Source organism: Gilliamella sp. LMG 34361 (assembly GCF_984569075.1).
Genome location: NZ_OZ474903.1, coordinates 2,254,299 through 2,274,810, shown reverse-complemented (window position 1 = coordinate 2,274,810; position 20,512 = coordinate 2,254,299). Strand labels below are relative to the sequence as shown.

General features: G+C 36.9%; 20 protein-coding genes. 9 read left to right on the top strand and 11 right to left on the bottom strand.

What is annotated here, in order from left to right:
- Positions 1 to 55: 55 nt before the first annotated feature.
- From AC5LXI_RS10785 to AC5LXI_RS10770, 4 genes are all read left to right on the top strand, one after another.
- Entirely contained in the window at positions 56 to 592 is a 537-nt protein-coding gene (locus AC5LXI_RS10785) for a hypothetical protein (protein WP_493442323.1), read from the top strand.
- A gap of 227 nt (positions 593 to 819) precedes the next feature.
- Positions 820 to 1,569: a hypothetical protein gene (locus AC5LXI_RS10780; protein ID WP_493442322.1), complete on the top strand. Its 750-nt coding sequence runs from the start codon at positions 820 to 822 to the stop codon at positions 1,567 to 1,569.
- A 671-nt stretch (positions 1,570 to 2,240) separates the two neighbouring features.
- Positions 2,241 to 3,674, top strand: a complete 1,434-nt coding sequence (locus AC5LXI_RS10775; RefSeq protein ID WP_493442321.1) for a hypothetical protein — start codon at positions 2,241 to 2,243, stop codon at positions 3,672 to 3,674.
- A gap of 742 nt (positions 3,675 to 4,416) precedes the next feature.
- Entirely contained in the window at positions 4,417 to 5,757 is a 1,341-nt protein-coding gene (locus AC5LXI_RS10770) for a hypothetical protein (protein WP_493442320.1), read from the top strand.
- Positions 5,758 to 6,395: 638 nt separating this feature from the next.
- Here the strand turns inward: AC5LXI_RS10770 and pgm are convergent.
- Positions 6,396 to 8,033 (bottom strand): phosphoglucomutase (alpha-D-glucose-1,6-bisphosphate-dependent), encoded by a 1,638-nt coding sequence (gene pgm / locus AC5LXI_RS10765; RefSeq protein WP_493442319.1) that lies wholly within the window; start codon positions 8,031 to 8,033, stop codon positions 6,396 to 6,398.
- A gap of 50 nt (positions 8,034 to 8,083) precedes the next feature.
- Positions 8,084 to 8,596 carry a replication initiation negative regulator SeqA gene (locus AC5LXI_RS10760; RefSeq protein ID WP_493442318.1) on the bottom strand — a complete coding sequence of 171 codons (513 nt, stop codon included), beginning with the start codon at positions 8,594 to 8,596 and terminating at the stop codon, positions 8,084 to 8,086.
- A gap of 361 nt (positions 8,597 to 8,957) precedes the next feature.
- Here AC5LXI_RS10760 and AC5LXI_RS10755 point away from each other — a divergent pair, with 361 nt between their 5' ends.
- Together AC5LXI_RS10755 and gloA are read left to right on the top strand one after the other, a co-directional pair.
- The gene (locus tag AC5LXI_RS10755; protein ID WP_493442317.1) at positions 8,958 to 9,437 is read left to right on the top strand and encodes an outer membrane lipoprotein; all 480 of its coding nucleotides are present in this window, start codon (positions 8,958 to 8,960) and stop codon (positions 9,435 to 9,437) included.
- A gap of 191 nt (positions 9,438 to 9,628) precedes the next feature.
- The gene (gloA, locus tag AC5LXI_RS10750) at positions 9,629 to 10,036 is read left to right on the top strand and encodes a lactoylglutathione lyase (protein ID WP_493442316.1); all 408 of its coding nucleotides are present in this window, start codon (positions 9,629 to 9,631) and stop codon (positions 10,034 to 10,036) included.
- Positions 10,037 to 10,079: 43 nt separating this feature from the next.
- On the opposite strand, the gene gmk is transcribed toward gloA, so the two are convergent.
- A complete protein-coding gene (gene gmk, locus AC5LXI_RS10745; protein ID WP_493442315.1) occupies positions 10,080 to 10,709 on the bottom strand; it encodes a guanylate kinase in 630 nt (209 codons plus the stop codon).
- Between the two features lie 154 nt (positions 10,710 to 10,863).
- On the opposite strand from gmk, the gene AC5LXI_RS10740 reads away from it, so the two are divergent.
- Both AC5LXI_RS10740 and AC5LXI_RS10735 read left to right on the top strand, forming a co-directional pair.
- On the top strand, positions 10,864 to 11,559 hold the full coding sequence (locus tag AC5LXI_RS10740) for an AzlC family ABC transporter permease (RefSeq protein WP_493442314.1): 696 nt from the start codon (positions 10,864 to 10,866) through the stop codon (positions 11,557 to 11,559).
- Complete coding sequence (locus AC5LXI_RS10735; protein WP_493442313.1) at positions 11,556 to 11,879, top strand: AzlD domain-containing protein; 324 nt, start codon at positions 11,556 to 11,558, stop codon at positions 11,877 to 11,879. Before AC5LXI_RS10740 ends, AC5LXI_RS10735 begins: the two co-directional genes overlap by 4 nt.
- A 44-nt stretch (positions 11,880 to 11,923) precedes the next feature.
- Here AC5LXI_RS10735 and AC5LXI_RS10730 read toward each other — a convergent pair whose 3' ends face one another.
- From AC5LXI_RS10730 to AC5LXI_RS10695, 8 genes are all read right to left on the bottom strand, one after another.
- Positions 11,924 to 12,832: a heme biosynthesis HemY N-terminal domain-containing protein gene (locus AC5LXI_RS10730; RefSeq protein ID WP_493442312.1), complete on the bottom strand. Its 909-nt coding sequence runs from the start codon at positions 12,830 to 12,832 to the stop codon at positions 11,924 to 11,926.
- A gap of 10 nt (positions 12,833 to 12,842) precedes the next feature.
- The gene (locus AC5LXI_RS10725) at positions 12,843 to 14,213 is read right to left on the bottom strand and encodes a uroporphyrinogen-III C-methyltransferase (RefSeq protein ID WP_493442311.1); all 1,371 of its coding nucleotides are present in this window, start codon (positions 14,211 to 14,213) and stop codon (positions 12,843 to 12,845) included.
- Positions 14,214 to 14,246: 33 nt separating this feature from the next.
- The gene (locus AC5LXI_RS10720; protein WP_493442310.1) at positions 14,247 to 14,963 is read right to left on the bottom strand and encodes a uroporphyrinogen-III synthase; all 717 of its coding nucleotides are present in this window, start codon (positions 14,961 to 14,963) and stop codon (positions 14,247 to 14,249) included.
- Positions 14,963 to 15,880, bottom strand: coding sequence for a hydroxymethylbilane synthase (gene hemC, locus AC5LXI_RS10715; RefSeq protein ID WP_493442309.1), 918 nt, complete (start codon positions 15,878 to 15,880; stop codon positions 14,963 to 14,965). The genes AC5LXI_RS10720 and hemC overlap by 1 nt, the downstream gene beginning before the upstream one ends.
- 145 nt (positions 15,881 to 16,025) lie before the next feature.
- Positions 16,026 to 17,393, bottom strand: coding sequence for an adenylosuccinate lyase (gene purB, locus AC5LXI_RS10710; protein ID WP_493442308.1), 1,368 nt, complete (start codon positions 17,391 to 17,393; stop codon positions 16,026 to 16,028).
- A gap of 29 nt (positions 17,394 to 17,422) precedes the next feature.
- Positions 17,423 to 18,067: a high frequency lysogenization protein HflD gene (gene hflD, locus AC5LXI_RS10705; protein WP_493442307.1), complete on the bottom strand. Its 645-nt coding sequence runs from the start codon at positions 18,065 to 18,067 to the stop codon at positions 17,423 to 17,425.
- Position 18,068: 1 nt separating this feature from the next.
- Complete coding sequence (gene mnmA / locus AC5LXI_RS10700) at positions 18,069 to 19,187, bottom strand: tRNA 2-thiouridine(34) synthase MnmA (protein WP_493442306.1); 1,119 nt, start codon at positions 19,185 to 19,187, stop codon at positions 18,069 to 18,071.
- Between the two features lie 209 nt (positions 19,188 to 19,396).
- On the bottom strand, positions 19,397 to 20,083 hold the full coding sequence (locus tag AC5LXI_RS10695; RefSeq protein WP_493442305.1) for a LexA family transcriptional regulator: 687 nt from the start codon (positions 20,081 to 20,083) through the stop codon (positions 19,397 to 19,399).
- A 154-nt stretch (positions 20,084 to 20,237) separates the two neighbouring features.
- Here AC5LXI_RS10695 and AC5LXI_RS10690 point away from each other — a divergent pair, with 154 nt between their 5' ends.
- Entirely contained in the window at positions 20,238 to 20,465 is a 228-nt protein-coding gene (locus AC5LXI_RS10690; RefSeq protein ID WP_065578965.1) for a helix-turn-helix domain-containing protein, read from the top strand.
- Positions 20,466 to 20,512: the final 47 nt, after the last annotated feature.

Sequence of the window (20,512 nt, the reverse complement as noted above, 5' to 3'; positions counted from 1 at the left end):
AAGTCAGTTTCTAGTTATCTAATCTTCTATTAATTTAATTGACAGGATTGTTGGAATGAATTACATCTTTAATAGGCTAACTGATGTTCTAAATTTGTTTAGTCTTAACGAAAGTAGTCGTGTTTTGCAATATTTCTCTGCAGTTTTCCGCTTTTTTGGTATATTGATTCGTGGCTGGTTTTTATTCCGGCAAATTATTTTAGCCTTATTACCTATTTTATTGATGTTGACTTCTTATTGTAGTCAATCATTAACAGCTACAACACGTAATGTCATCAACGGTCACGCACCATATTTAACCTTCGACGGTGGTCATACGCGTGCGACTAATACCGATGAGTTACTCGGGATAACGCTATCCGATGGAACTATCATCACTCGCGCTACAAATAACTCAAGTGCATCAGATCCTATCGAATTACCTAATGCCGGAGAGACTTTTGCCGATATTGGTATGTTTATGCCAACGGATATTAATGACGATAGGGTCTATCTTAGTACACTGATTAGTCCAACATATAATTATGTAGGTGATGATGATGGCGATGATGATTTTTATGTAATGGGGCTCGGAAATTTTTTTTTAACCTAAAAATTTATGATAGGAATAATGCTCGTGTAGCACGTAACGAGATACTAAATATTTGTAATGCACCTTATAGAGTTGAACTAAAAGTTGTTATAGGGGGGTATGGAAGCAGTATACTTGCTACTCGTAATGGCGTTCCAAAGAGTACCTCTTATTATGCGGGTAATACAACTTATTATATCAAACCTAAAGGAGAAGAAGGACCAAGGGTTTGTTTTGCAAAGCCTGATATGACCTATAGTAAAGATAGATATGCAGGGCCTTCTTCAGAGTGGAGTATTTATCACGGGTTTATTCCTCAGTCTACCAATTCGCCATCTTATCATCGAAACTTCCCTACTACTGGTGCTAATAATTTGTATTTTGATTTATTGATAGTAAATAGTAGTCCTTTAAATTGGGGGGACCCCATCACACAGGGGGGTATCACTGTAACTATGACACCGGATGTTACAGGTGAAACAGTCCGCGTTACACTAACAGGACCTGTAGCCAAACCCGAACAATTAGTAGTAAATCCTTCTAAGCAGGTAGATAAACCCACATTACCGCAAACGTTTGAGTTAGTTGGACGAGATAATAGTGGTCAGGCGGTCGTGAAGTATGGTTTCGAGTTAAAGCAGTGGTTTTTTAATGGAGGGAAAAAGGGATTTGGCTTTAGTACCATCGGACAAGTATGTAATGGGAATGGTTATCGTTATCCAATCTTTGCGGATTTAACTAACGCTGTTAGTGGAAGTTCTATAGGTGCTACACCTTCGTCACCGGATAATCATTACCAGCGTAGAATTGGTGCAGGGCTATTTACTGAATGGGGTGCTGTGTCAACCTATGTTGGTGCAAATTTTGTACATGCATATAGTGACGAAAGCGGTGGATATGGGGCAGGTGGTCGTTCTATGAAAGTAAACCCTGAAGATGGTCGAATCCGTGGTTTACCTAACTATTATGGTGTATATTTAGTTTGTGCCTATCCTTAAATCTTCTTAGCTTTTAAATCGTAAAGTTTGGGGGGGAGATAAGAACAACCAAGCAACCAATAGCGGATGGTTGCTTTGTGATAGGCAGGCGAGTAAGCCGACAGTGTTGGCGGAATTTTAGATTACACAATGAAGTCTAGCCGACACTATCATAGGGGTGGTATTAGATGCATAAACCTGAATATTAAAGGAGCAATATAAAATGAAGATTGAAGTGGATACACTAATTGTACTTAAGGGATAAGCTATTCGGAAAAAAGAAAACTACGTTTCCTTGCTTATGCGTACAATATTGTCGTATTTAACCGCGATGGCATTTAATAACGCCTTAAGTATGAAAAAGTGTAGGCATTCCATTTTAATTATTAACTTTAATAATTAATTTCGCGCATTTCTTTACAAAAGTTAACAATTGAGCGATTAAAATCAGTTGCGAAGGTGGTTGTTTAAACTATATAATTCTAAACACTTTTTAAGTGAATTTATCGGTTAGGGGACTGCCGATATAGCAAAAAATTGAATTAAATTAGAATATTACTTGACAAGGCTGTCGCTATGCATTATAATTTTGAACACCAAACACCAAACACCAAACCTGCCTAACTTATAATTTAAATCGGTCTAGTTTTCGTAGTACTCTTCAATATCTCTTTTCTATTTTCCGATTTTTTGTGGTATTGATTCGTAGCTGGTTTCCATTCCGGCAAATTATTTTAGCCTTATTACCTATTTTATTGATGTTGACTTCTTATTGCAGTCAAGCATTAACAGCTAAAACACGAAATGTTATTAACGGTCATGCACCATATTTAACCTTCGACGGTGGTTATACGCGCGCGACTAATACCGATGAATTACTCGGGATAACGCTATCCGATGGAACTATCATCACTCGTGCTACAAATAACTCAAGTGCATCAGATCCTATCGAATTACCTAATGCCGGAGAGACTTTCGCTGATATTGGTATGTTTGTGCCAACGAATATTAATGGCAGCAATCTAGTGAATGCTAACGGATTGATTAATCCACCATATAATTATGCAGGTGATGATGATGGTGATGATGTTATTTCCCTATCTACTAGTAATAATAGCGTTTTTCTTCTCGGCCTAAAAATTTATGATAGGAATAATGATCGTGTAGAACGTAGTGAGGTATTAGATAGTTGTAATTCACCTTATAGAATTGAACTCAGTGCAAGTTCGTACCGTTCGCTTAGTGGTATACTTACTACTCGTAATGGCGTTCCAAATAGAGCCGTTTATAATAGTGGCAGCGCAACTTATTATATCAAACCTAAAGGAGAAGGAGAGCCAAGGGTCTGTTTTGCAAGGCCTGCCTCAGGAGTCGGTACAGGTTTATATGCAGGACCTTCTTCAGAGTGGAATGTTTATGGCGGGTTTATTCCTCAGTCTACCAATTCGTCATCTTATCATCGAAACTTCCCTACTACTGGTGCTAATAATTTGTATTTTAATTTGTTGATAAAAAATAGCGGTCCTTTAGAATGGGGGGACCCCATCACACAGGGGGGTATCACTGTAACTATGACACCGGATGTTACAGGTGAAAAAGTCCGCGTTACCCTAACAGGACCTGTAGCCGAACCCGAACAATTAGTAGTAAATCCTTCTAAGCAGGTAGATAAACCCACATTACCGCAAACGTTTGAGTTAGTTGGACGAGATAATAGTGGTCAGGCGGTCGTGAAGTATGGTTTCGAGTTAAAGCAGTGGTTTTTTAATGGAGGGGAGAAGAGCTTTCCTTTTAGTACCATCAGAAAAGTATGTAATAGGAATGGTTATCGTTATCCAATCTTTGCGGATTTAACTAACGCTGTTCATAGAGATTATATAGGTGCTACACCTTCGTCATCGGGTAATCATTACCAGCGTCGAATTGGTGCAGGGTTATTTACTGAATGGGGTTCTATGTCAACCTATGCTGGTGCAAATTTTGTGTATGCATATAGTGACGAAAGCGGTGGATATGGGGCTGATAGTAGTCGTCATAATACTAATACGAAAGTGAACCCTAACGATGGTGCGATCCGCTATTTACCTAACTATTATACTGTATATTTAGTTTGTGCCTATCCTTAACTCTTCTTAGTGCTTAAATCGTAAGGGTTGGGGGGAGATAAGAACAACAAAGCAGCCAATAGCGGATGGTTGCTTTGTGATAGGCAGGCGAGTAAGCCAACAGTGTTGGCGGAATTTTAGATTGCATAATGAAATCTAGCCGACACAATCACAGGGATGGTATTAGATGTATAAACCTGAATATTAAAGGAGCAATATAAAATGAAGATTGAAGTGGATAGGCTACACTAATTGTACTTAAGGGATAAGCTATTCGGAAAAAAGAAAACTACGTTTTCTTGCTTATGCGTACAATATGGTCGTATTTAACCGCGATGGCATTTAATAACGCCTTAAGTATGAAAAAGTGTAGACATTTCATTTTAATTATTTACTTTAATAATTAGTTTGGTGCTTTTCTTTACAAAAGTTAACAATTGAGCGATTAAAATTAGTTGCGAAGGAGGTTGTATAAACTATATAATTTTAAACACTTTTTAAGTGAATTTATCGGTTAGGGAACTGCCGATATAGCGAAAAAATTGAATTAAATTAGAATATTACTTGACAAGGCTGTCGCTATGCATTATAATTTTGAACACCAAACACCAAACACCAAACCTGCCCAACTTATAATTTAAATCGGTCTAGTTTTTGTAGTGCTCTTCAATATCTCTCTTCTATTTTCCGATTTTTTGGGGTACTAATTCGTGGCTGGTTTCCATTCCGGCAAATTATTTTAGCCTTATTACCTATTTTATTGATGTTGGCTTCTTATTGCAGTCAAGCATTAACAGCTACAACACGAAATGTTATCAACGGTCACGCACCATATTTAACCTTCGACGGTGGTTATACGCGCGCGACTAATACCGATGAATTACTCGGGATAACGCTATCCGATGGAACTATCATCACTCGCGCAACAAATAACTCAAGTGCATCAAATCCTATCGAGTTGCCTAATGCCGGAGAGACTTTCGCCGATATTGGTACGTTTATGCCAACGGATATTAATGACGATAGGGTCGATATTAGCAAATTTGTTAGTTCTTCACCATATAACTATGGGGCTGATGATGATGGCGATGGTAATTTTGGCCTATTTAATGGTAATAATAATAATATAGGCGGTTTTTATTTTAACTTAAAAATTTATGATAGGAATAATCATCGTGTAGCACGTAACGAGACACTAAATATTTGTAATGCACCTTATAGAGTTGAACTCAGTACAAGTTCGCACCTTTCGATAGGATATGTACTTACTACTCGTAATGGCGTTCCTAATAGAACTTTTTATGGTACAGGCAGAGCAGATTATTATATCAAACCTAAAGGAGAAGAAGGACCAAGGGTCTGTTTTGTAAAGCCTGATATGACCTATAGTAAAGATAAATATGCAGGGCCTTCTTCAGAGTGGAATGTTTATAGCGGGTTTATTCCTCAGTCTACCAATTCGTCATCTTATCATCGAAACTTCCCTACTACTGGTGCTAATAATTTGTATTTTGATTTATTGATAGGAAATAGTGGTCCTTTAAATTGGGGGGACCCCATCACACAGGGGGGTATCACTGTAACTATGACACCGGATGTTACAGGTGAAACAGTCCGCGTTACGCTAACAGGACCTGTAGCCAAGCAATTAGCTCAGAATAATTCTGAGCGGGTAGATAAACCCACATTACCGCAAACGTTTGAGTTAGTTGGACGAGATAATAGTGGTCAGGCGGTCGTGAAGTATGGTTTTGAGTTAAAGCAGTGGTTTGTCAATCGTGGAAGTTTTAGTGAATCAAGATCTGATAGCAAGCATCTATTATGGTGTAATAATATAGGTTATCGTCTTTCAAGCATTGCGGATTTAACTAACGCTGTTAATAGAGATTATATAGGAGCTACACCTTCGTCACCGGGTGATTATTACCAGCGTCGAATTGGTGCAGGGCTATTTACTGAATGGGGTTCTATGTTAACCTATGCTGGCGCTAACTTTCAGCGCACATATTACTCTACGTACGTCAACTCCGTCAGCTCAGTCAGCGGGAACTTAGGAAACGCGGTGGAGGCTTACAGATTCTATGGTGTTTGCGTATCACCTTAGTTTTTATACCTGGTAGAGACAGGAGCAACAAAGTAACCAATAGTGAATGGTTGCTTTGTGATAGGCAGGCGAGTAAGCCGACAGTGTTGGCGGAATGTTAGATTGCACAATGAAGTCTAGCCGACCCTATCATAGGGGTGGTATTAGATGCATAAACCTGAATATTAAAGGAGCAATATAAAATGAAAATTGAAGATATTAGAGTAATAAAACCGTTACTTTTATTGCCGAAGGTAACCATTTAGGGCATTATAACCCATCGTTATACATAGTTGAGCAACTATGGAACTTAAAAACTGCGCCTAAATTAAATATACTAAAAAAACTAGACCAAACTACTAGTTGCTGATCATAATTCAATGCGAGATGGTATCAAATGTAATGTTAATTACGGCAAACTGCTATTTCAACCAATAATAAGAGCGCGTTTATCCAGAGGTATGAGAGCGATTTAAGTTAATTATTAAACAGTATCGATAAATTGTTTGCATAATAACCGGTTCATAACATCATCAAAAAAGTTGAGGAGCGGGGTTTTTAATAGTAAAAAATAGGTGTTATTAAACTCTAGAATTTAGCCCTATTAACCAGTTTTATTATTAACAGATAGATTAATTACATTAATCTATCTGTTTTGTTTATTTTATCGCTTTAGCCACGATTTGTTGCGCTTCTTGTTGTAAGGTTGCTAAGTGCTCATTACTAATAAAGCTCTCGGCATATATCTTATATGCGTCTTCAGTACCAGACGGACGAGCAGCAAACCAGCCGTTTTGCGTAATGACTTTTAAACCACCAATAGGCGCGTTATTTGCTGGCGCAGTGGTTAAGCATTGGGTTATTTCTTCACCTGCAAGTTTGTCGGTGGTTAATTGGCTAGCATCGAGTTTAGCAAGTTTTTGTTTTTCAGTAAATGAAGCCGGAGCTTGAATGCGACCATAATAAGAGATACCAAATTTGTTTTCCAGCTCTTGGTATTGCTCTTGTGGATTTTTGCCAATTTTTGCTGACATTTCAGCCGCAAGTAAGCATAAGATGATGCCGTCTTTATCGGTTGTCCAGACTTTGCCATTGGTTCTTAGGAATGATCCGCCTGCGCTTTCCTCACCAGCAAATCCAAGTTTGCCGTGATAAAGACCATCAGCATACCATTTGAAACCAACAGGGTATTCAAGGTATTTTTTGTTTAAACTGTTTGCAACGCGGTCTATCATTGAACTAGTCACCAGTGTTTTACCGATGGCAATATCTTTGTGCCATTGAGGTCGGTTTTGAAATAGGTAATTTACGCAGGTTGATAAGTAGGCATTTGGGTTCATTAGGCCTTTTGGCGTAACAATACCGTGGCGGTCAGCGTCGGTATCGTTACCGAAGGCTAGATCGAATTTGTCTTTTAGATTCAATAATCCTGCCATTGCCCAGCGACTTGAGCAATCCATGCGGATCACTTCGTCATGGTCGAGATGCATAAAGCTAAATGTCGAGTCAATTTTGTTGTTGACGATTTCAAGATTTATGCCGTATTTTTCGGCAATGCGTGGCCAATAGGTAATGCAAGCGCCACCTAGTGGATCAACGCCAATTTTGAGTGAAGTTGATTTGATTAGTGATAGATCGACGATGTGTTGTAGGTCGTTGACATAATCGGTTTCATATTCTTTGGTATGAAGGTAGTCTGATTTTATCGCTTTTTCGATTGTAATGCGTTTTATACCATTTAAATTGGCTTTGAGCAGTTCGTTGGCGCGATTTTCGATTTGTTTGGTGATGTCGGTATCCGCTGGGCCACCATTAGTCGGGTTATATTTAATTCCGCCATCTTCAGGTGGGTTATGTGAGGGCGTGATAACGATGCCGTCAGCTAATTGTGATTGTTTACCTTCGTTGTAAGTCAAGATGGCGTGCGATATTACTGGCGTTGGTGTGTAACCCCAATCTTGGGCAATAACGACAGTTTGTTCGTTAGCTACAAAGACTTCTAATACTGATTTTAAAGCGAGTTCAGACAGGGCATGAGTGTCTTGACCAATAAAGCAAGGACCTGTAATGTTGTTAGCTTTGCGGTATTCTGCTACTGCTTGAGCAATGGCAAGAATATGGGCTTCGTTAAAGGTGGCTTTGTTTGAGCTACCACGATGGCCTGAGGTACCAAAGATAACCAATTGGCTAACGTTGTCAGTATCAGGTTTGATTTGATAGTAATTGTTTTTTAGTGTTTTAAGATCAATTAGGTCTGATGATTGCGCTAATAATCCTGCACGACTTGGCCTAGCCATTTTTTTACTCCTCTTTCACTATTCTTTTTCATTCACTTTTGTGTGAATTTTTAGTTATTTGATGGTGAGAATGCACAAATAACTTGGTTGATCATGCTTTCTGATATGCCCATATCACTCATAATCGATTCGATAATGAGGATTTTACGAGCCGTGTTAGTGTTGCTGATAACCCAATATGGGGTACCAATAATTTCTCGTGGATTGGTGTTTTTGCCCGAGGTTTCTAACGATTTTTCGTCTTTGGCAAGGTATTGTCGTTTTCTGCCATGTAGTGAGGTGGCTGCTATGGAAAATAGTGCTGGGTTGTAGTTGTATAGTGCACCTAAGACAGCTAAAAATCGACTGATAGTGGATCGTTCTTTGGTGAATCTTTCACTTTTAATGAGTTCGTCAATAACCGAGTAGTTGCTTTCAGTTTGTGGGGCAGGTGTTACTTTGCTTGACGTTGGTTTGTTAAATTTTAGTAATCGTCGTAAGATACTGGAGGCATCTTCACCAATATGTTTAGTTTGACCTGCGATAAAGTGATAAAGTTCTTCGTCGATTTCGATAGTTTTCATACTTTTACTGTGCCTATAAAATTATTATACAGAACAACCATCAGCTTTGATGGCGTCAGGATTTGAATTGTCATTCATACAATCAAACTTGGATTGATGAGTGACGGTTTAATTTTTCGTCGTCGGTTTCGATTTTCATCATGACAAGCAGTTATCATAACTGATAATATTAAAGGAAAAAATAACCGTTTCATGTACTTATTGTATAGTAGATTAACTATTAAGCTGAGTATAACCTAAGTTGGTGATAAATTGTATTGTCTATTGATAAAATAATGAAAATGATATTGTCGTTTTAGCAAAAGAATATTATGCTAAATGTGGTATATATAATTATACTGAAATATAAGAGGAATCAATTATGAAAAAAATCGTCACATTAACTATTCTTGCAGCAATTTTATCTGGATGTAGTAATAGTGATATCTATTCTGGCGATGTTTATACAACTGACCAAGCGAAGCAAGTTCAGCAAGTAAGCTATGGTACTGTTCTTGCTGTAAGAGCTGTTAAGATTCAAGCCAACTCTGATGGCAAAAATGGTGGTAACGTTGTTGGTCCTTTAGGTGGCGCTGTGGTTGGGGGTGTTTTAGGTAATACAATAGGTAATGGTACCGGGCGAATCCTAGCTGCTGCTACCGGTGCTGTAGGTGGCGCAATTTTAGGTGACGCAATCGAGAATAAAGCAAGTCAAGCCGCAGCTGTTGAATTAGAAATCAAGCAAGATAAGGGTTCAACAATAGTTATTGTTCAAAAAGGTGATGCTAAGCAGTTTTATGCTGGTCAAAAAGTGAAGTTGATTTCAAACGGTAAACGTCTTAGCGCAGCTCCGATAAATTAACCTTTTCTTTTTTCAAATCTTACTGTGCTTTCACTTATTATACGATAAGTGAAAGCTCTTCTATTTTTCTCGCTTTTTTAAATTCAATATTTCATTAATCGGCTATTTTGTCAGCATAAAAATTTGCTTGATTTATTACAAATAGATAAACTCAAGTTAAATGTTTAATTGTAATAAGGAACAATATAGCAATGCGTATTTTACATACCATGATCCGCGTCGGTGATCTAAAACGTTCAATTGATTTTTATACTCGTGTGATGGGTATGAAGTTGCTTAGAACAAGTGAGAATCCTGAGTATCAATATTCTCTTGCTTTTGTTGGCTATGGTGATGAGTCTGAAAGTTCAGTGATTGAGCTGACTTATAATTGGGGGACGGATAAATATGATCTTGGTACTGCTTTTGGTCATATTGCTATTGGAGTTGATGATGTCGCTAAGATGTGTAAGGACGTTCGTCAAGCAGGCGGCCGTGTAACCCGTGAAGCAGGACCAGTTAAAGGGGGTAAGACAATTATCGCTTTTGTAGAAGATCCCGACGGTTATAAGTTAGAGTTAATTCAAAATAGTCAAGCGAGTAACGCATTAGGTAATTAATAAAAAATATCGCCAATTTTCGGCGATATTTTTGCCAATCTTGTTAATATCTTTGTGCTAGTAGGTCAGCAAGCAGTTTTTGATGAGTAATAGCTTGTTTTGATTGTTCAAGGCTTGCTGTAGTCATGATGGCATTGAGTGAAGTTAATGATTCATCAAAATCATCATTTATTATGATGTAGTCATATTCGTTGTAATGTGATATTTCAGATTGGGCTTTGTGCATTCTTTTACTAATGACTTGAGCGTTATCTTGGCCACGTTTGATGAGTCGATTTTCGAGTTCTTTTAATGATGGTGGTAAGATGAAGATGCTTTTTGATTCAGGCATTTGTTGTCTTACTTGCTGTGCGCCTTGCCAATCAATATCAAGAAAAACATTAATACCTTGTTGTAATGATTGTTCGATTTCGGCTTTGGATGTGCCGTAATAGTGGTCAAATACATGAGCATATTCAACAAAAGCATCTTGTTTTATGAGTGATTCAAACTCTTGGTTGTCTACAAAGTAGTAGTGTTCGCCCTGCTTTTCGCCTGGTCTGGGTTTTCGTGTGGTATGTGAGATTGAAACTTTGGCAGGATGATGATTGGCTTGCGCTAAATAGGCGCGAATTAGACTTGATTTGCCAGCACCGCTAGGCGCTGAGATGATAAATAAAGTGCCAGTATACATAAATAAATTTACCGTAAGATAATTAATGATTTTAACATAACGTTATTAAGCGTTATTATAGCAAAATTTGATTATAGAAGAATGTGGTTTGATTTAATTATCGATAATTTAATCTTTATCATTATCCAAGTTGGCAGTTTATAAGGAAAGGAAGATGTCATTAACATTTAAAGATGGTGTGCGCGCTTGTGTTCCCACTTTATTGGGTTATATTGGAATTGGTATTGCGGCCGGCGTAGTGGGTAAAGCGTCTAATTTGTCGGTTTTGGAAGTGACACTGATGGCGATCATTATTTATGCCGGTGCATCACAATTTATTATTACTGGTTTAATGATGGTGCCGACACCAATTTCGGCTGTGATATTTACGGTATTTTTGGTTAATTCCCGACATTTTTTGATGAGCATGGCAACAGCGCCCGCTTTTCGTCATTTTTCACTTTTGAATAATATTGGTATTGGCACTTTACTAACCGATGAGAGTTTTGCTGTTGCAATGAATGCCATTGCGAATAAAGCGCCAATTAATCCACCTTGGATGCATGGGCTGAATATTACCGCTTATTTAGCATGGATATTATCTTGCTTGATTGGTGCATTAATTGGCGAGTGGCTACCAAATCCAACTCAGTTTGGTTTAGATTATGCGTTAGTGGCAATGTTTATTGGTTTACTGTATTTGCAGTTAACTGGCGATAAAACCAAAACGATTAAAAATCGAATTATAGCAATGTTGACCGTGACCGTTATGCTGGTTTTTTTATTGCGATTTGTATCGTCAGAAATGGCAATCTTGTTTAGTACTTTTGCCGGCTGCTTTATGGGGATTATTGTGGAGCATAAGGCATGAGTATGTATAGTTTGTTAATTATTTTGGGTAGTGGTGTGGTGACTTGGTTACCGCGAGTTATCCCATTTTTGTTAGTTAGAAAATTGCAATTACCAGCGGTCGTAATTCGTTTTTTATCCTATGTGCCAATTTGTATTTTGACGGCATTGTTTGTGCAAAATCTGTTTATTGTTAAGCAAGGTGAGTTTCCTGTTTTTAATTTGGAATATTGCTTGGCAGCAGTACCAACTATTTTTGTGGCAGTTTTGACACGAAATTTGATGTGGGTGGTGATAGCTGGTATGAGTTGTATGGCTTTGATTCGATATTTTATTATCTAGCAATATTACTTAAATAAAAAAAGCAGGGCGATAACCCTGTTTTTTTATTTATCTCCGCTTTTAGATTCGTTTTTTAATTCTAATCGCATGATGTTTCTTTTTAGCTTTTCAGCTTCAGCTGTTTGGCCTAATTGGTTTAGGTAGTTGGCCATCGCTTTTTGATTCGCTAAATTGTTGATGATAGATTTTGGTTGTTTTTTCCACCATTTTATTAGAGCAAGTGGATCGATGTCTGTCGATAGTTGTTTGATTCGACTAATATATGCCGCTTGTTTAAACTGATCAAGTTGTGAATCAGGATAAGCTTTGGTTTTATATAAGCTCGGAAGCAGATCAATTACTGCTTGATAATCTTGTGATTCATAATAGAGTTGATCAGCCAATTTTAGTATTTCAACGTGACGCGGTTTTTCATTTAAGAGTTTTTCAATGGAGATTTTCGCTGCGTTATATTCATGATTTTTTATCTGTAAGCGAATTTGCACAAGCTGAAAAGCGAATAACTCTTTAGGTTGGCACGTTTTAGCCGCTTGCTCTAAAGATTGATTTGCGGCGATGAGTTGGTCATTATCGATTTGAGCTTGAGCAGCAAGTAGATAAGATAGCGTCGAACTTTTTGCACCTTTGGCACTTTTCATAAATAGTTTTGCCGCTTTTCGATAATCACCTTCGAGTAGATAAAATTGTGCTTGTTCAACGCGCTTGATCGATTTTTTTTGTGATTTCAAGCTAAACCAATTACCCAATTTATTATTGAAAATTTTAGAAAATAATTTATAGATTAGGTAAAGGCAAAGTAAGCCAACAATCTGCAAGATAATAAATGAATTAAATGACATGCTAATTCGATATTTAGCAACTTCAAATACCGCAGAACCTTGATGGCCTTCTAATAATGGGCCAAGAAAAAATCCACCAACTAATACTAAGAATATAATGAGTATTTTGAACATTATTATTCTCCTATTTACCTAATATCGATTTAACACGAGTTTGCATTAATTTTTCAAGTTCGGTAATGCTATCGAGTTTATCTGGTATATTTCGGTTGCTGATTGGTTGGTTTCGTAAATTTTCGAGTTCATCTAGGAACGCTTTTACTGCTGGTGCATTTCCATCAAAATAAGCATTCACCCAAATGGCGGCATCGTTAAGTGCGCGTTGATAAATGAGTTCTTGATGTCTTGGAATAGCTTGGCTGGCAATTAATAATCGCAAGCGGATATTTTCGCGTAAGTAAAGTGATTGTTCTGGACTAAGTGGCGTTTTTAGGATTTGGCATCTAACAATTTGTTTTTCGTCGCTGCCAGCTTTGTCTAAACACTTAGAAAAATGGTTATCTTTTACATCCAGTTTTTCGATTTTAATGAATCTATCCATAAATGTTGAAGCATTGGCAAGTAAATTATTTGACCAATCATCAGTTGAATTGGTGACGTTGTTATTGTTAACTGAATTTGATGAATTATTCGTCTTGTTAGGAAGAGTATCGTCATGTTGGTTCATGCCAAGGTCAATATCTTTATAATTTCCAATTAATGGTAATTCGGTCACTGATTCTGTTAAACCAAGTAGTTTTAAGATAATACCATCAGAATCAATAAAGGTGACTTGTGATAGTGAATTGATATCTTTTGTGATAGCTTGTCGTGCGGAAAGTAAACTTGGATCATTCGCTTTAGCTAAGCTTTCATCTGCGCTTTTGAGTAGTAAACGTGCACTGTTGTAGTCTTGATCACTCCAGATTTTCCTGCCTGCTAAATGGACAAGATAGTTTGCTTGTGAAATTAGCCAAACATTGTTATCAAGATTCGATACGGCTGATAAGCGTTCATTAAGCGCATTTAGATTTTGTTCGTTTAATTTATTTGCATCATTAATCTTATCAGTGAGTTGTTGCTGTACTTTTTTGTTGTCATTCAATTTAATATCGACACGTTGAGATAATAATGAGAACTGTTGGTTTTGTTTATTGACCTCATTGTTAATATTATTTTCAAGGTCCTTAATTATGTTGGTATTTTGTTTTAAATTGGCAACTTCTGTTTGTAGCGTTGAGATTTTTTGCTTTTGGTTTTGAATTTGTTTGTAACCTTGGAAGTAAATCAATCCACTTAAACAAACCGTTAATGCAATAGCAAATATTGAGAGTCTTGATACTGGCGCTTTTGGCATATTGCTTGTTTGTTCGAGTTGAGGATTTGGAGATTTTGTCTCTTTTTTATTAATATTCATCATGTTATTCGCTTCTGTCTTTTTTATTGGCGTTTGACTAAATGAAGTGGTGCTGATATTTGAAAGTGTTGCATTAGCACCATAATATCTTAATGTCATAAATTAACCTCATTTAGATTTTTGAGAAATATCTCATGCATTATGACATAGAGTTATCATTGTTTTAAATAAAAATTGATTATTTGCACTAACAATTGGTAAAACTTTATGCCAATTTAGTTGTTTGGCTTTTTCGAGAATTCGTGGGCTGGTTACGATTAATTGTGCTTCACATTTATGTTTATCTTGGCAATAAATGTCCAGTTGTAGCAGATGATCGACACTTGTTACGAGTATGATTTGTTGCTCAATGTCATTGGCTAATATTGCTGTGGGGTAGACAATGGGTTGTCTTAAATAACACGCTACAGATGTTACCTGTGCTTTTTTAATTAACTTCTGAGAGAGTAATTGTCGTCCATTATTTCCACATAAAATTATTATCGAACGGCCTTGCAGGTCGGTTAATAGTGGTAATAATCCTTCACTACGCTCTTCATTTGGATAATCAACATGAACGCCACTTTGTTGGCTAAACAATTCAGCTGACTTTCTACCAATGGCAAAATAACGTAGATGTTTCGGAAAATTTAGTTTTGGTTGAAGCTGATTTATCATGTGGCTGACTTGTGGTGAAACCACAATAACTATATCGGATGAAGCAAGTTGGTTTAGTTGCTGTTGGAGATTATTTAGCCCCGGCCCAGCTGAGATTTTAAAAAAGGGGAGATGAGTTGCCGGAATATTTGCTTGATTTAATTGCTGAGTTAACATATCTCCTTCCGGAGAAGGTCGAGTAATATAGATCATCAGTCGTTTATTTCCGCTAATATTTTATCAGCCCCTTTGGCTAATAATTCTTTAGCTAGTTGTTGACCTAATGCTTCGGGTTGATCTGCGGGCCCTATAAGGGTTACTTTGATAATTTTGCTACCGTCAATACTGCCAACTAATCCATTTAAGGTTAATGAATCATGATTTAATTGGCTATAGCAAGCAATCGGTACTTGGCAACCACCTTGTAAGGCTCGATTCATCGCTCTTTCAGCTTGAATACAAATTCGGCTGTTTTTATCGTCAAGCGGTGCAAGTAATTTTAGGATCGTATCATCACTTGATCGTGCTTCAATGCCTATTGCACCTTGTCCAACAGCGGGTAAGATTAAGTCTGTCTGGATATATTGTTTAATTCGCTCTTGTAATCCTAGTCGTTTTAGGCCGACCGAAGCTAAGATGATGGCGTCGTATTCTTGATTGTCTAATTTAGTTAAACGCGTACCTACATTACCGCGCAGATCTTTAATTGTTAAATGAGAGTATTGGGCGCGCAATTGACATTGACGTCTTAAACTTGAGGTGCCAACAATGGCGCCTTGCGGTAAGTCGTTCAAACTTTGATATTGGTTTGATATTAATGCATCACGTACGTCATCGCGTTGGCAGATGGTGGCAAGCGTTAATCCTTCCGGAAATTGGGCAGGGATGTCTTTAATCGAGTGAACGGCAATATCGGCAGTGTTGTCTAGGATTGCTTGTTCTAATTGTTTAACAAATAGTCCTTTGCCGCCAATTTTCGATAGTGGACTGTCTAAAAGTACATCACCTTTGGTTACCATTGGGATCAATTCTACGTTAAGATCTTTATGGATTGTTGCCAGCTGTTGTTTTACAAAATTAGCTTGCCAAAGTGCTAAGGGGCTTTTTCGTGTTGCGATGCGGATTTTCAATGATATTTCCTAATTTTCAAACTTTTGAGCTTCTTTTATTTTTTATGTCAAGTCTTAAGTTGATTTGCCTAAGATCGATAATTTGAAAACCTTAGGCATGAAGACGCTCTATTATTCTTTAATGGTTATTACTTAAAGATGCCGTTTAAAGCTCGTCGACAAAATTAATGGCATAACCAATATAGTTTGCTGGGGTTAATTGTTTTAATCGTACTTTTTCTTGTTCCGGTAACGCTAACGAGTCGATAAATTGTTGCATTCCTTTGGCATCAACTCGTTTACCACGAGTGAGTTCTTTTAACTTTTCATATGGTTTTTCGATACCATAACGACGCATCACGGTTTGAATTGGTTCGGCTAACACTTCCCAATTTAGGTTAAGTTCTTCAAGTAGATGATCTTCATTTACTTCAAGTTTGTTTAATCCTTTAAGGGTTGATTGATAAGCGATGATCGCATAACCGATACCTACACCCAGGTTACGCAATACGGTCGAGTCAGTTAAATCACGTTGCCAACGAGAGATCGGTAATTTGCTACCAAGATGGCTCATAATAGCATTAGCAAGACCTAAATTACCTTCAGAATTTTCAAAATCAATTGGATTAACTTTGTGTGGCATGGTTGAAGAACCAATTTCACCAGCGATAGTTTTTTGTTTGAAGTGATTTAATGCGATATAACCCCAAACATCTCGGTTGAAGTCGAGCATGATGGTATTAAAGCGAGCAATACAATCGAAATATTCAGCAATATAATCATGAGGTTCAATTTGTGTGGTGTATGGATTCCACTGTAATCCTAATGAAGTGACAAATTCTTCGCTAAATTTGTGCCAATTAATTTGTGGGTAAGCCACCATGTGTGCATTATAATTACCTGTCGCTCCGTTGATTTTGCCAAGTATCTCAATGGATTGTAGTTGTTTAAGTTGTCGTTTAAGACGATAGGTGACATTAGCAAACTCTTTACCAATCGTTGATGGTGTAGCAGGTTGACCGTGTGTTCTTGATAGCAATGGCAGCTCACGATAAATCTTAGCTTGAGTAGTGATAGTATCAATTAATTTGTTCCAGTAGGGAACGATTACTGCATCTCGCGCTGTTTTTAACATTAATGCATAAGATAGGTTGTTGATATCTTCTGATGTGCAAGCAAAATGGATAAATTCGTTAATCGTCTGTAGTTCTTCGTTGCTAGTAACTTTTTCTTTTAGGAAATATTCGACGGCTTTGACATCATGATTTGTGGTTTTTTCAATTGTTTTGATGCGCAGCGCATCTTGCTCGCTGAAACTTTCCACAATTTGGTTAAGGTGATTGATAGCAAGTTCACTCAATGCTGGCACTTCCACAATATCTGCTTCGCTAGCTAATTTTTGTAGCCAACGTACTTCAACTTGAACGCGATATTTTAATAAGCCATATTCACTAAAAATGGTTCGTAATTCTGTTGTTTTGTCACCGTAACGACCATCAATTGGTGATAGGGCAGTTAGAGCAGATAATTCCATCGGTGTTACTCCGTTGCTATTTTTTAAATTTAATAACGATTAATTTCTTTTAATAAATCTTGTGCCGCATAAACTATTGATTTACGACTAAATAAAATCTGAAAGCGACTTCCACCTACTTGATACCATAAAATGGCAGAACGAACACAAGCTAATAGTGAAGTCCTCACTTTGGCTTGAACTAATGAATTTTGTAGATATTGAGCTTTACCCGTTACTTTGATTTTTGTTGCTAATGGGCTGATGATATCAGAATAGATACATGCTAATGAAATAGAGAGGTCGTCAATATGACAGCCGATTATCTCATCATTCATTTCAAAATAAAGACCTGAGATTTGTTTTAGACGCTGATCTATTTTATTTAATGCGACATTGTTTTTTAATAGTTTACTAGTGATACTTAAAGTACCAAAAAGATAACGAATTAGGTCAATTTGTTGTTTTTGATTGGATGAGAGTAACGAGATAAGTGTTTCTAAACCCGTTTTGATATTGTTGATACCATCATAAACATCATCTGTGGTTTTTGGTGATGTATTTAAGATGCTTTTTATTGATATTTGATATAACGTATTATTGCAAACCCCAGTATTGGCCAGCTGGGGAATAAGTGTCGCACTTTGTGTAATGCCAGCAAGAGCTATCGCAATATGATGGTATTTACTATTCAAATTAATGCTCCTTACTACTTATAATTCGTTCTTCAATGATACCGCCACCAAGGCAAACTTCCTCTTGATAAAACACTGCTGATTGTCCTGGTGTAACTGCTGCAACAGGTTGGTCAAACACGACTTCAATTTTATCTTCGCCTAGTGGTGTAACATAACAAGGGATATCTTGCTGACGGTAACGAGTTTTGACTGTGCAATGGAATGGTTGGTTCACAACTTTACGATCAACCCAATGTAGTTGTTGGGCAATTAAACCATCTGAAAATAGTGCAGGATGGTCATGGCCTTGAGCTACAATCAATTCGTTATTGTTAACATCTTTATCAACAACGTACCATGGGGTGTCATCAGCTTGTTTAAGACCACCGATTCCAAGGCCTTTGCGTTGACCTAATGTGTGATACATTAAACCTTGATGTTGTCCAATAACTTCACCATCCACGGTACGAATAATACCAGATTGAGCAGGTAAGTAACGTGCTAAGAAATCGCTGAATTTTCGCTCCCCAATGAAGCAGATACCCGTTGAATCTTTTTTAGCCGCTGTTGCTAATCCTATTTGTTCGGCAATTTTTCTTACCTGAGGTTTTTCAAGTTCACCAACTGGGAATAAGCTTTGACGAATTTGGTCTTCACTAAGTGTATATAAAAAATAACTTTGATCTTTGTTGTTGTCGATCCCTCGAAGTAATTCGACTTTGTTGCGATCTTCGCGTTTACGAACATAGTGACCAGTCGCAATATAATCGGCACCTAGATCTTCAGCAGCATATTGAAGAAATGCTTTAAATTTGATCTCTTTGTTACATAAAATATCCGGATTTGGTGTTCGACCAGCTTGATATTCAGATAAAAAATGTTCAAAGACGTTATCCCAATATTCTGCAGCAAAATTGATAGTGTGTAGTTTGATATTTAATTTGTCACAAACTGCTTGTGCATCGGCTAAATCAATTGCCGCCGAGCAATATTCTTCAGTATCATCTTCTTCCCAATTTTTCATAAATAAACCAACAACTTCATAACCTTGTTGTTGTAATAAATAAGCAGAAACGGAAGAGTCTACGCCGCCAGACATGCCGACAACGACTTTTTTTCGAGAGTTTACATTTGGCATAATAACTAAATTAATGAGCAAAAATTTTGCGACGATTTTAACATAACTAAGGTTAAAAGTATAAGGTTATGCTGTTTTGGAGTTGTTTAGATTACGTAATTTTCTTAACATCAAGTTAATTCTCGAATTTTCGCATAAAAAATTGAGTTATGTAAAAAACTCCATTGATTTTCATCAATGGAGTCAAAATGAAAAAACAGATTTTAATGTTAATTAAGATTTTTCAGTAAATAAACTACATGGCCGATTATCTTAAAATCTTGTTGTTTAATTTTGTCGCCGACAATCGTTGGGTAAATTGGATTATCCGATATCAATAACAAATTTGTTCCTTGATTTTGAATACGTTTAATAGTAATTTGGTCATCAGATTGTATGGCATAAAGAAAGCCATCTATAGGTTTACAATGTGCTTTGTTTATAATTAATATATCATGATTAGATATGGTTGGTTCCATACTGTTGCCTTTAGCCCAAACTGCAGCAAGATCTTCAGCTTCACAACCATGATGTTTAATTAAGGTCAAATCAAATGGGATTGATTCAATGACTGAGAATGCGTTGTTGGTTTCGTTTAAATTGTGAAACGGAACATGAACAGTACCTCTGCCAAAGGTCTCAGGTAGTAATCGACATTCTCCTTTACCGGTAGCTAACCATTCAATTGGTACTTCACATTTTTGTGCGATAGTGGCTAATCGATTAAGTGAGGGGTAAGTTTTTCCTGATAGGTAATCGCGAATAACGGCTTCAGACATGCCCACTTTTTTCGCAAAAGCATTTCCCGAAAGGCCTTCTAATACAATAGTTAATCGATTTTTGAAATAAATTACTCCGGTATTAGTTAAGTCTCGTGTTTTTTCTTGTTCTGATTGTTTTTTTACTTTGTTATCCATTGTATATAATTCCATTTTCGTGTTTTTTTTGCTTTTATTATTTTAATTCGTTTTTTTGTGTGATATTCTTTGATGGTAACTTTTTGTCAATTTAGTATTGTAATACCGATAATCTTTACAATAGCAAAAAATTTAACCAATAGAGGATCTCATAATGAGAGAACAAGATCAAGACTGGACACCATCAAGAGTTGTAGGTGAAATTAAAATTCGAGGTGGAAATTTAAGGGCGCTTTCACGTTCAAGTGGTTTACAGGCTGATACTTTGCGTAATGCTTTATATCGTCATTGTCCTAAATATGAACGTATTATCTCTGAATATTTGCAAGTACCTGTTGAGCAAATTTGGCCATCTAGGTATGAAAAGAAGGGTAAAAAATAAGTTACAAATTTCCATTTATTTAAAAAGACGCCTTTTAAAGGCGTCTT

What these genes read in the sequence shown, in the direction of transcription:
- AC5LXI_RS10785 (WP_493442323.1), top strand. Translation starts at nt 56, where the DNA reads ATGAATTACATCTTTAATAGGCTAACTGATGTTCTAAATTTGTTTAGT.
- AC5LXI_RS10780 (WP_493442322.1), top strand. Translation starts at nt 820, where the DNA reads ATGACCTATAGTAAAGATAGATATGCAGGGCCTTCTTCAGAGTGGAGT.
- AC5LXI_RS10770 (WP_493442320.1), top strand. Translation starts at nt 4,417, where the DNA reads ATGTTGGCTTCTTATTGCAGTCAAGCATTAACAGCTACAACACGAAAT.
- pgm (WP_493442319.1), bottom strand. Translation starts at nt 8,033, where the DNA reads ATGGCTAGGCCAAGTCGTGCAGGATTATTAGCGCAATCATCAGACCTA.
- AC5LXI_RS10760 (WP_493442318.1), bottom strand. Translation starts at nt 8,596, where the DNA reads ATGAAAACTATCGAAATCGACGAAGAACTTTATCACTTTATCGCAGGT.
- AC5LXI_RS10755 (WP_493442317.1), top strand. Translation starts at nt 8,958, where the DNA reads ATGAAAAAAATCGTCACATTAACTATTCTTGCAGCAATTTTATCTGGA.
- gloA (WP_493442316.1), top strand. Translation starts at nt 9,629, where the DNA reads ATGCGTATTTTACATACCATGATCCGCGTCGGTGATCTAAAACGTTCA.
- gmk (WP_493442315.1), bottom strand. Translation starts at nt 10,709, where the DNA reads ATGTATACTGGCACTTTATTTATCATCTCAGCGCCTAGCGGTGCTGGC.
- AC5LXI_RS10740 (WP_493442314.1), top strand. Translation starts at nt 10,864, where the DNA reads ATGTCATTAACATTTAAAGATGGTGTGCGCGCTTGTGTTCCCACTTTA.
- AC5LXI_RS10735 (WP_493442313.1), top strand. Translation starts at nt 11,556, where the DNA reads ATGAGTATGTATAGTTTGTTAATTATTTTGGGTAGTGGTGTGGTGACT.
- AC5LXI_RS10730 (WP_493442312.1), bottom strand. Translation starts at nt 12,832, where the DNA reads ATGTTCAAAATACTCATTATATTCTTAGTATTAGTTGGTGGATTTTTT.
- AC5LXI_RS10725 (WP_493442311.1), bottom strand. Translation starts at nt 14,213, where the DNA reads ATGACATTAAGATATTATGGTGCTAATGCAACACTTTCAAATATCAGC.
- AC5LXI_RS10720 (WP_493442310.1), bottom strand. Translation starts at nt 14,963, where the DNA reads ATGATCTATATTACTCGACCTTCTCCGGAAGGAGATATGTTAACTCAG.
- purB (WP_493442308.1), bottom strand. Translation starts at nt 17,393, where the DNA reads ATGGAATTATCTGCTCTAACTGCCCTATCACCAATTGATGGTCGTTAC.
- mnmA (WP_493442306.1), bottom strand. Translation starts at nt 19,187, where the DNA reads ATGCCAAATGTAAACTCTCGAAAAAAAGTCGTTGTCGGCATGTCTGGC.
- AC5LXI_RS10695 (WP_493442305.1), bottom strand. Translation starts at nt 20,083, where the DNA reads ATGGATAACAAAGTAAAAAAACAATCAGAACAAGAAAAAACACGAGAC.
- AC5LXI_RS10690 (WP_065578965.1), top strand. Translation starts at nt 20,238, where the DNA reads ATGAGAGAACAAGATCAAGACTGGACACCATCAAGAGTTGTAGGTGAA.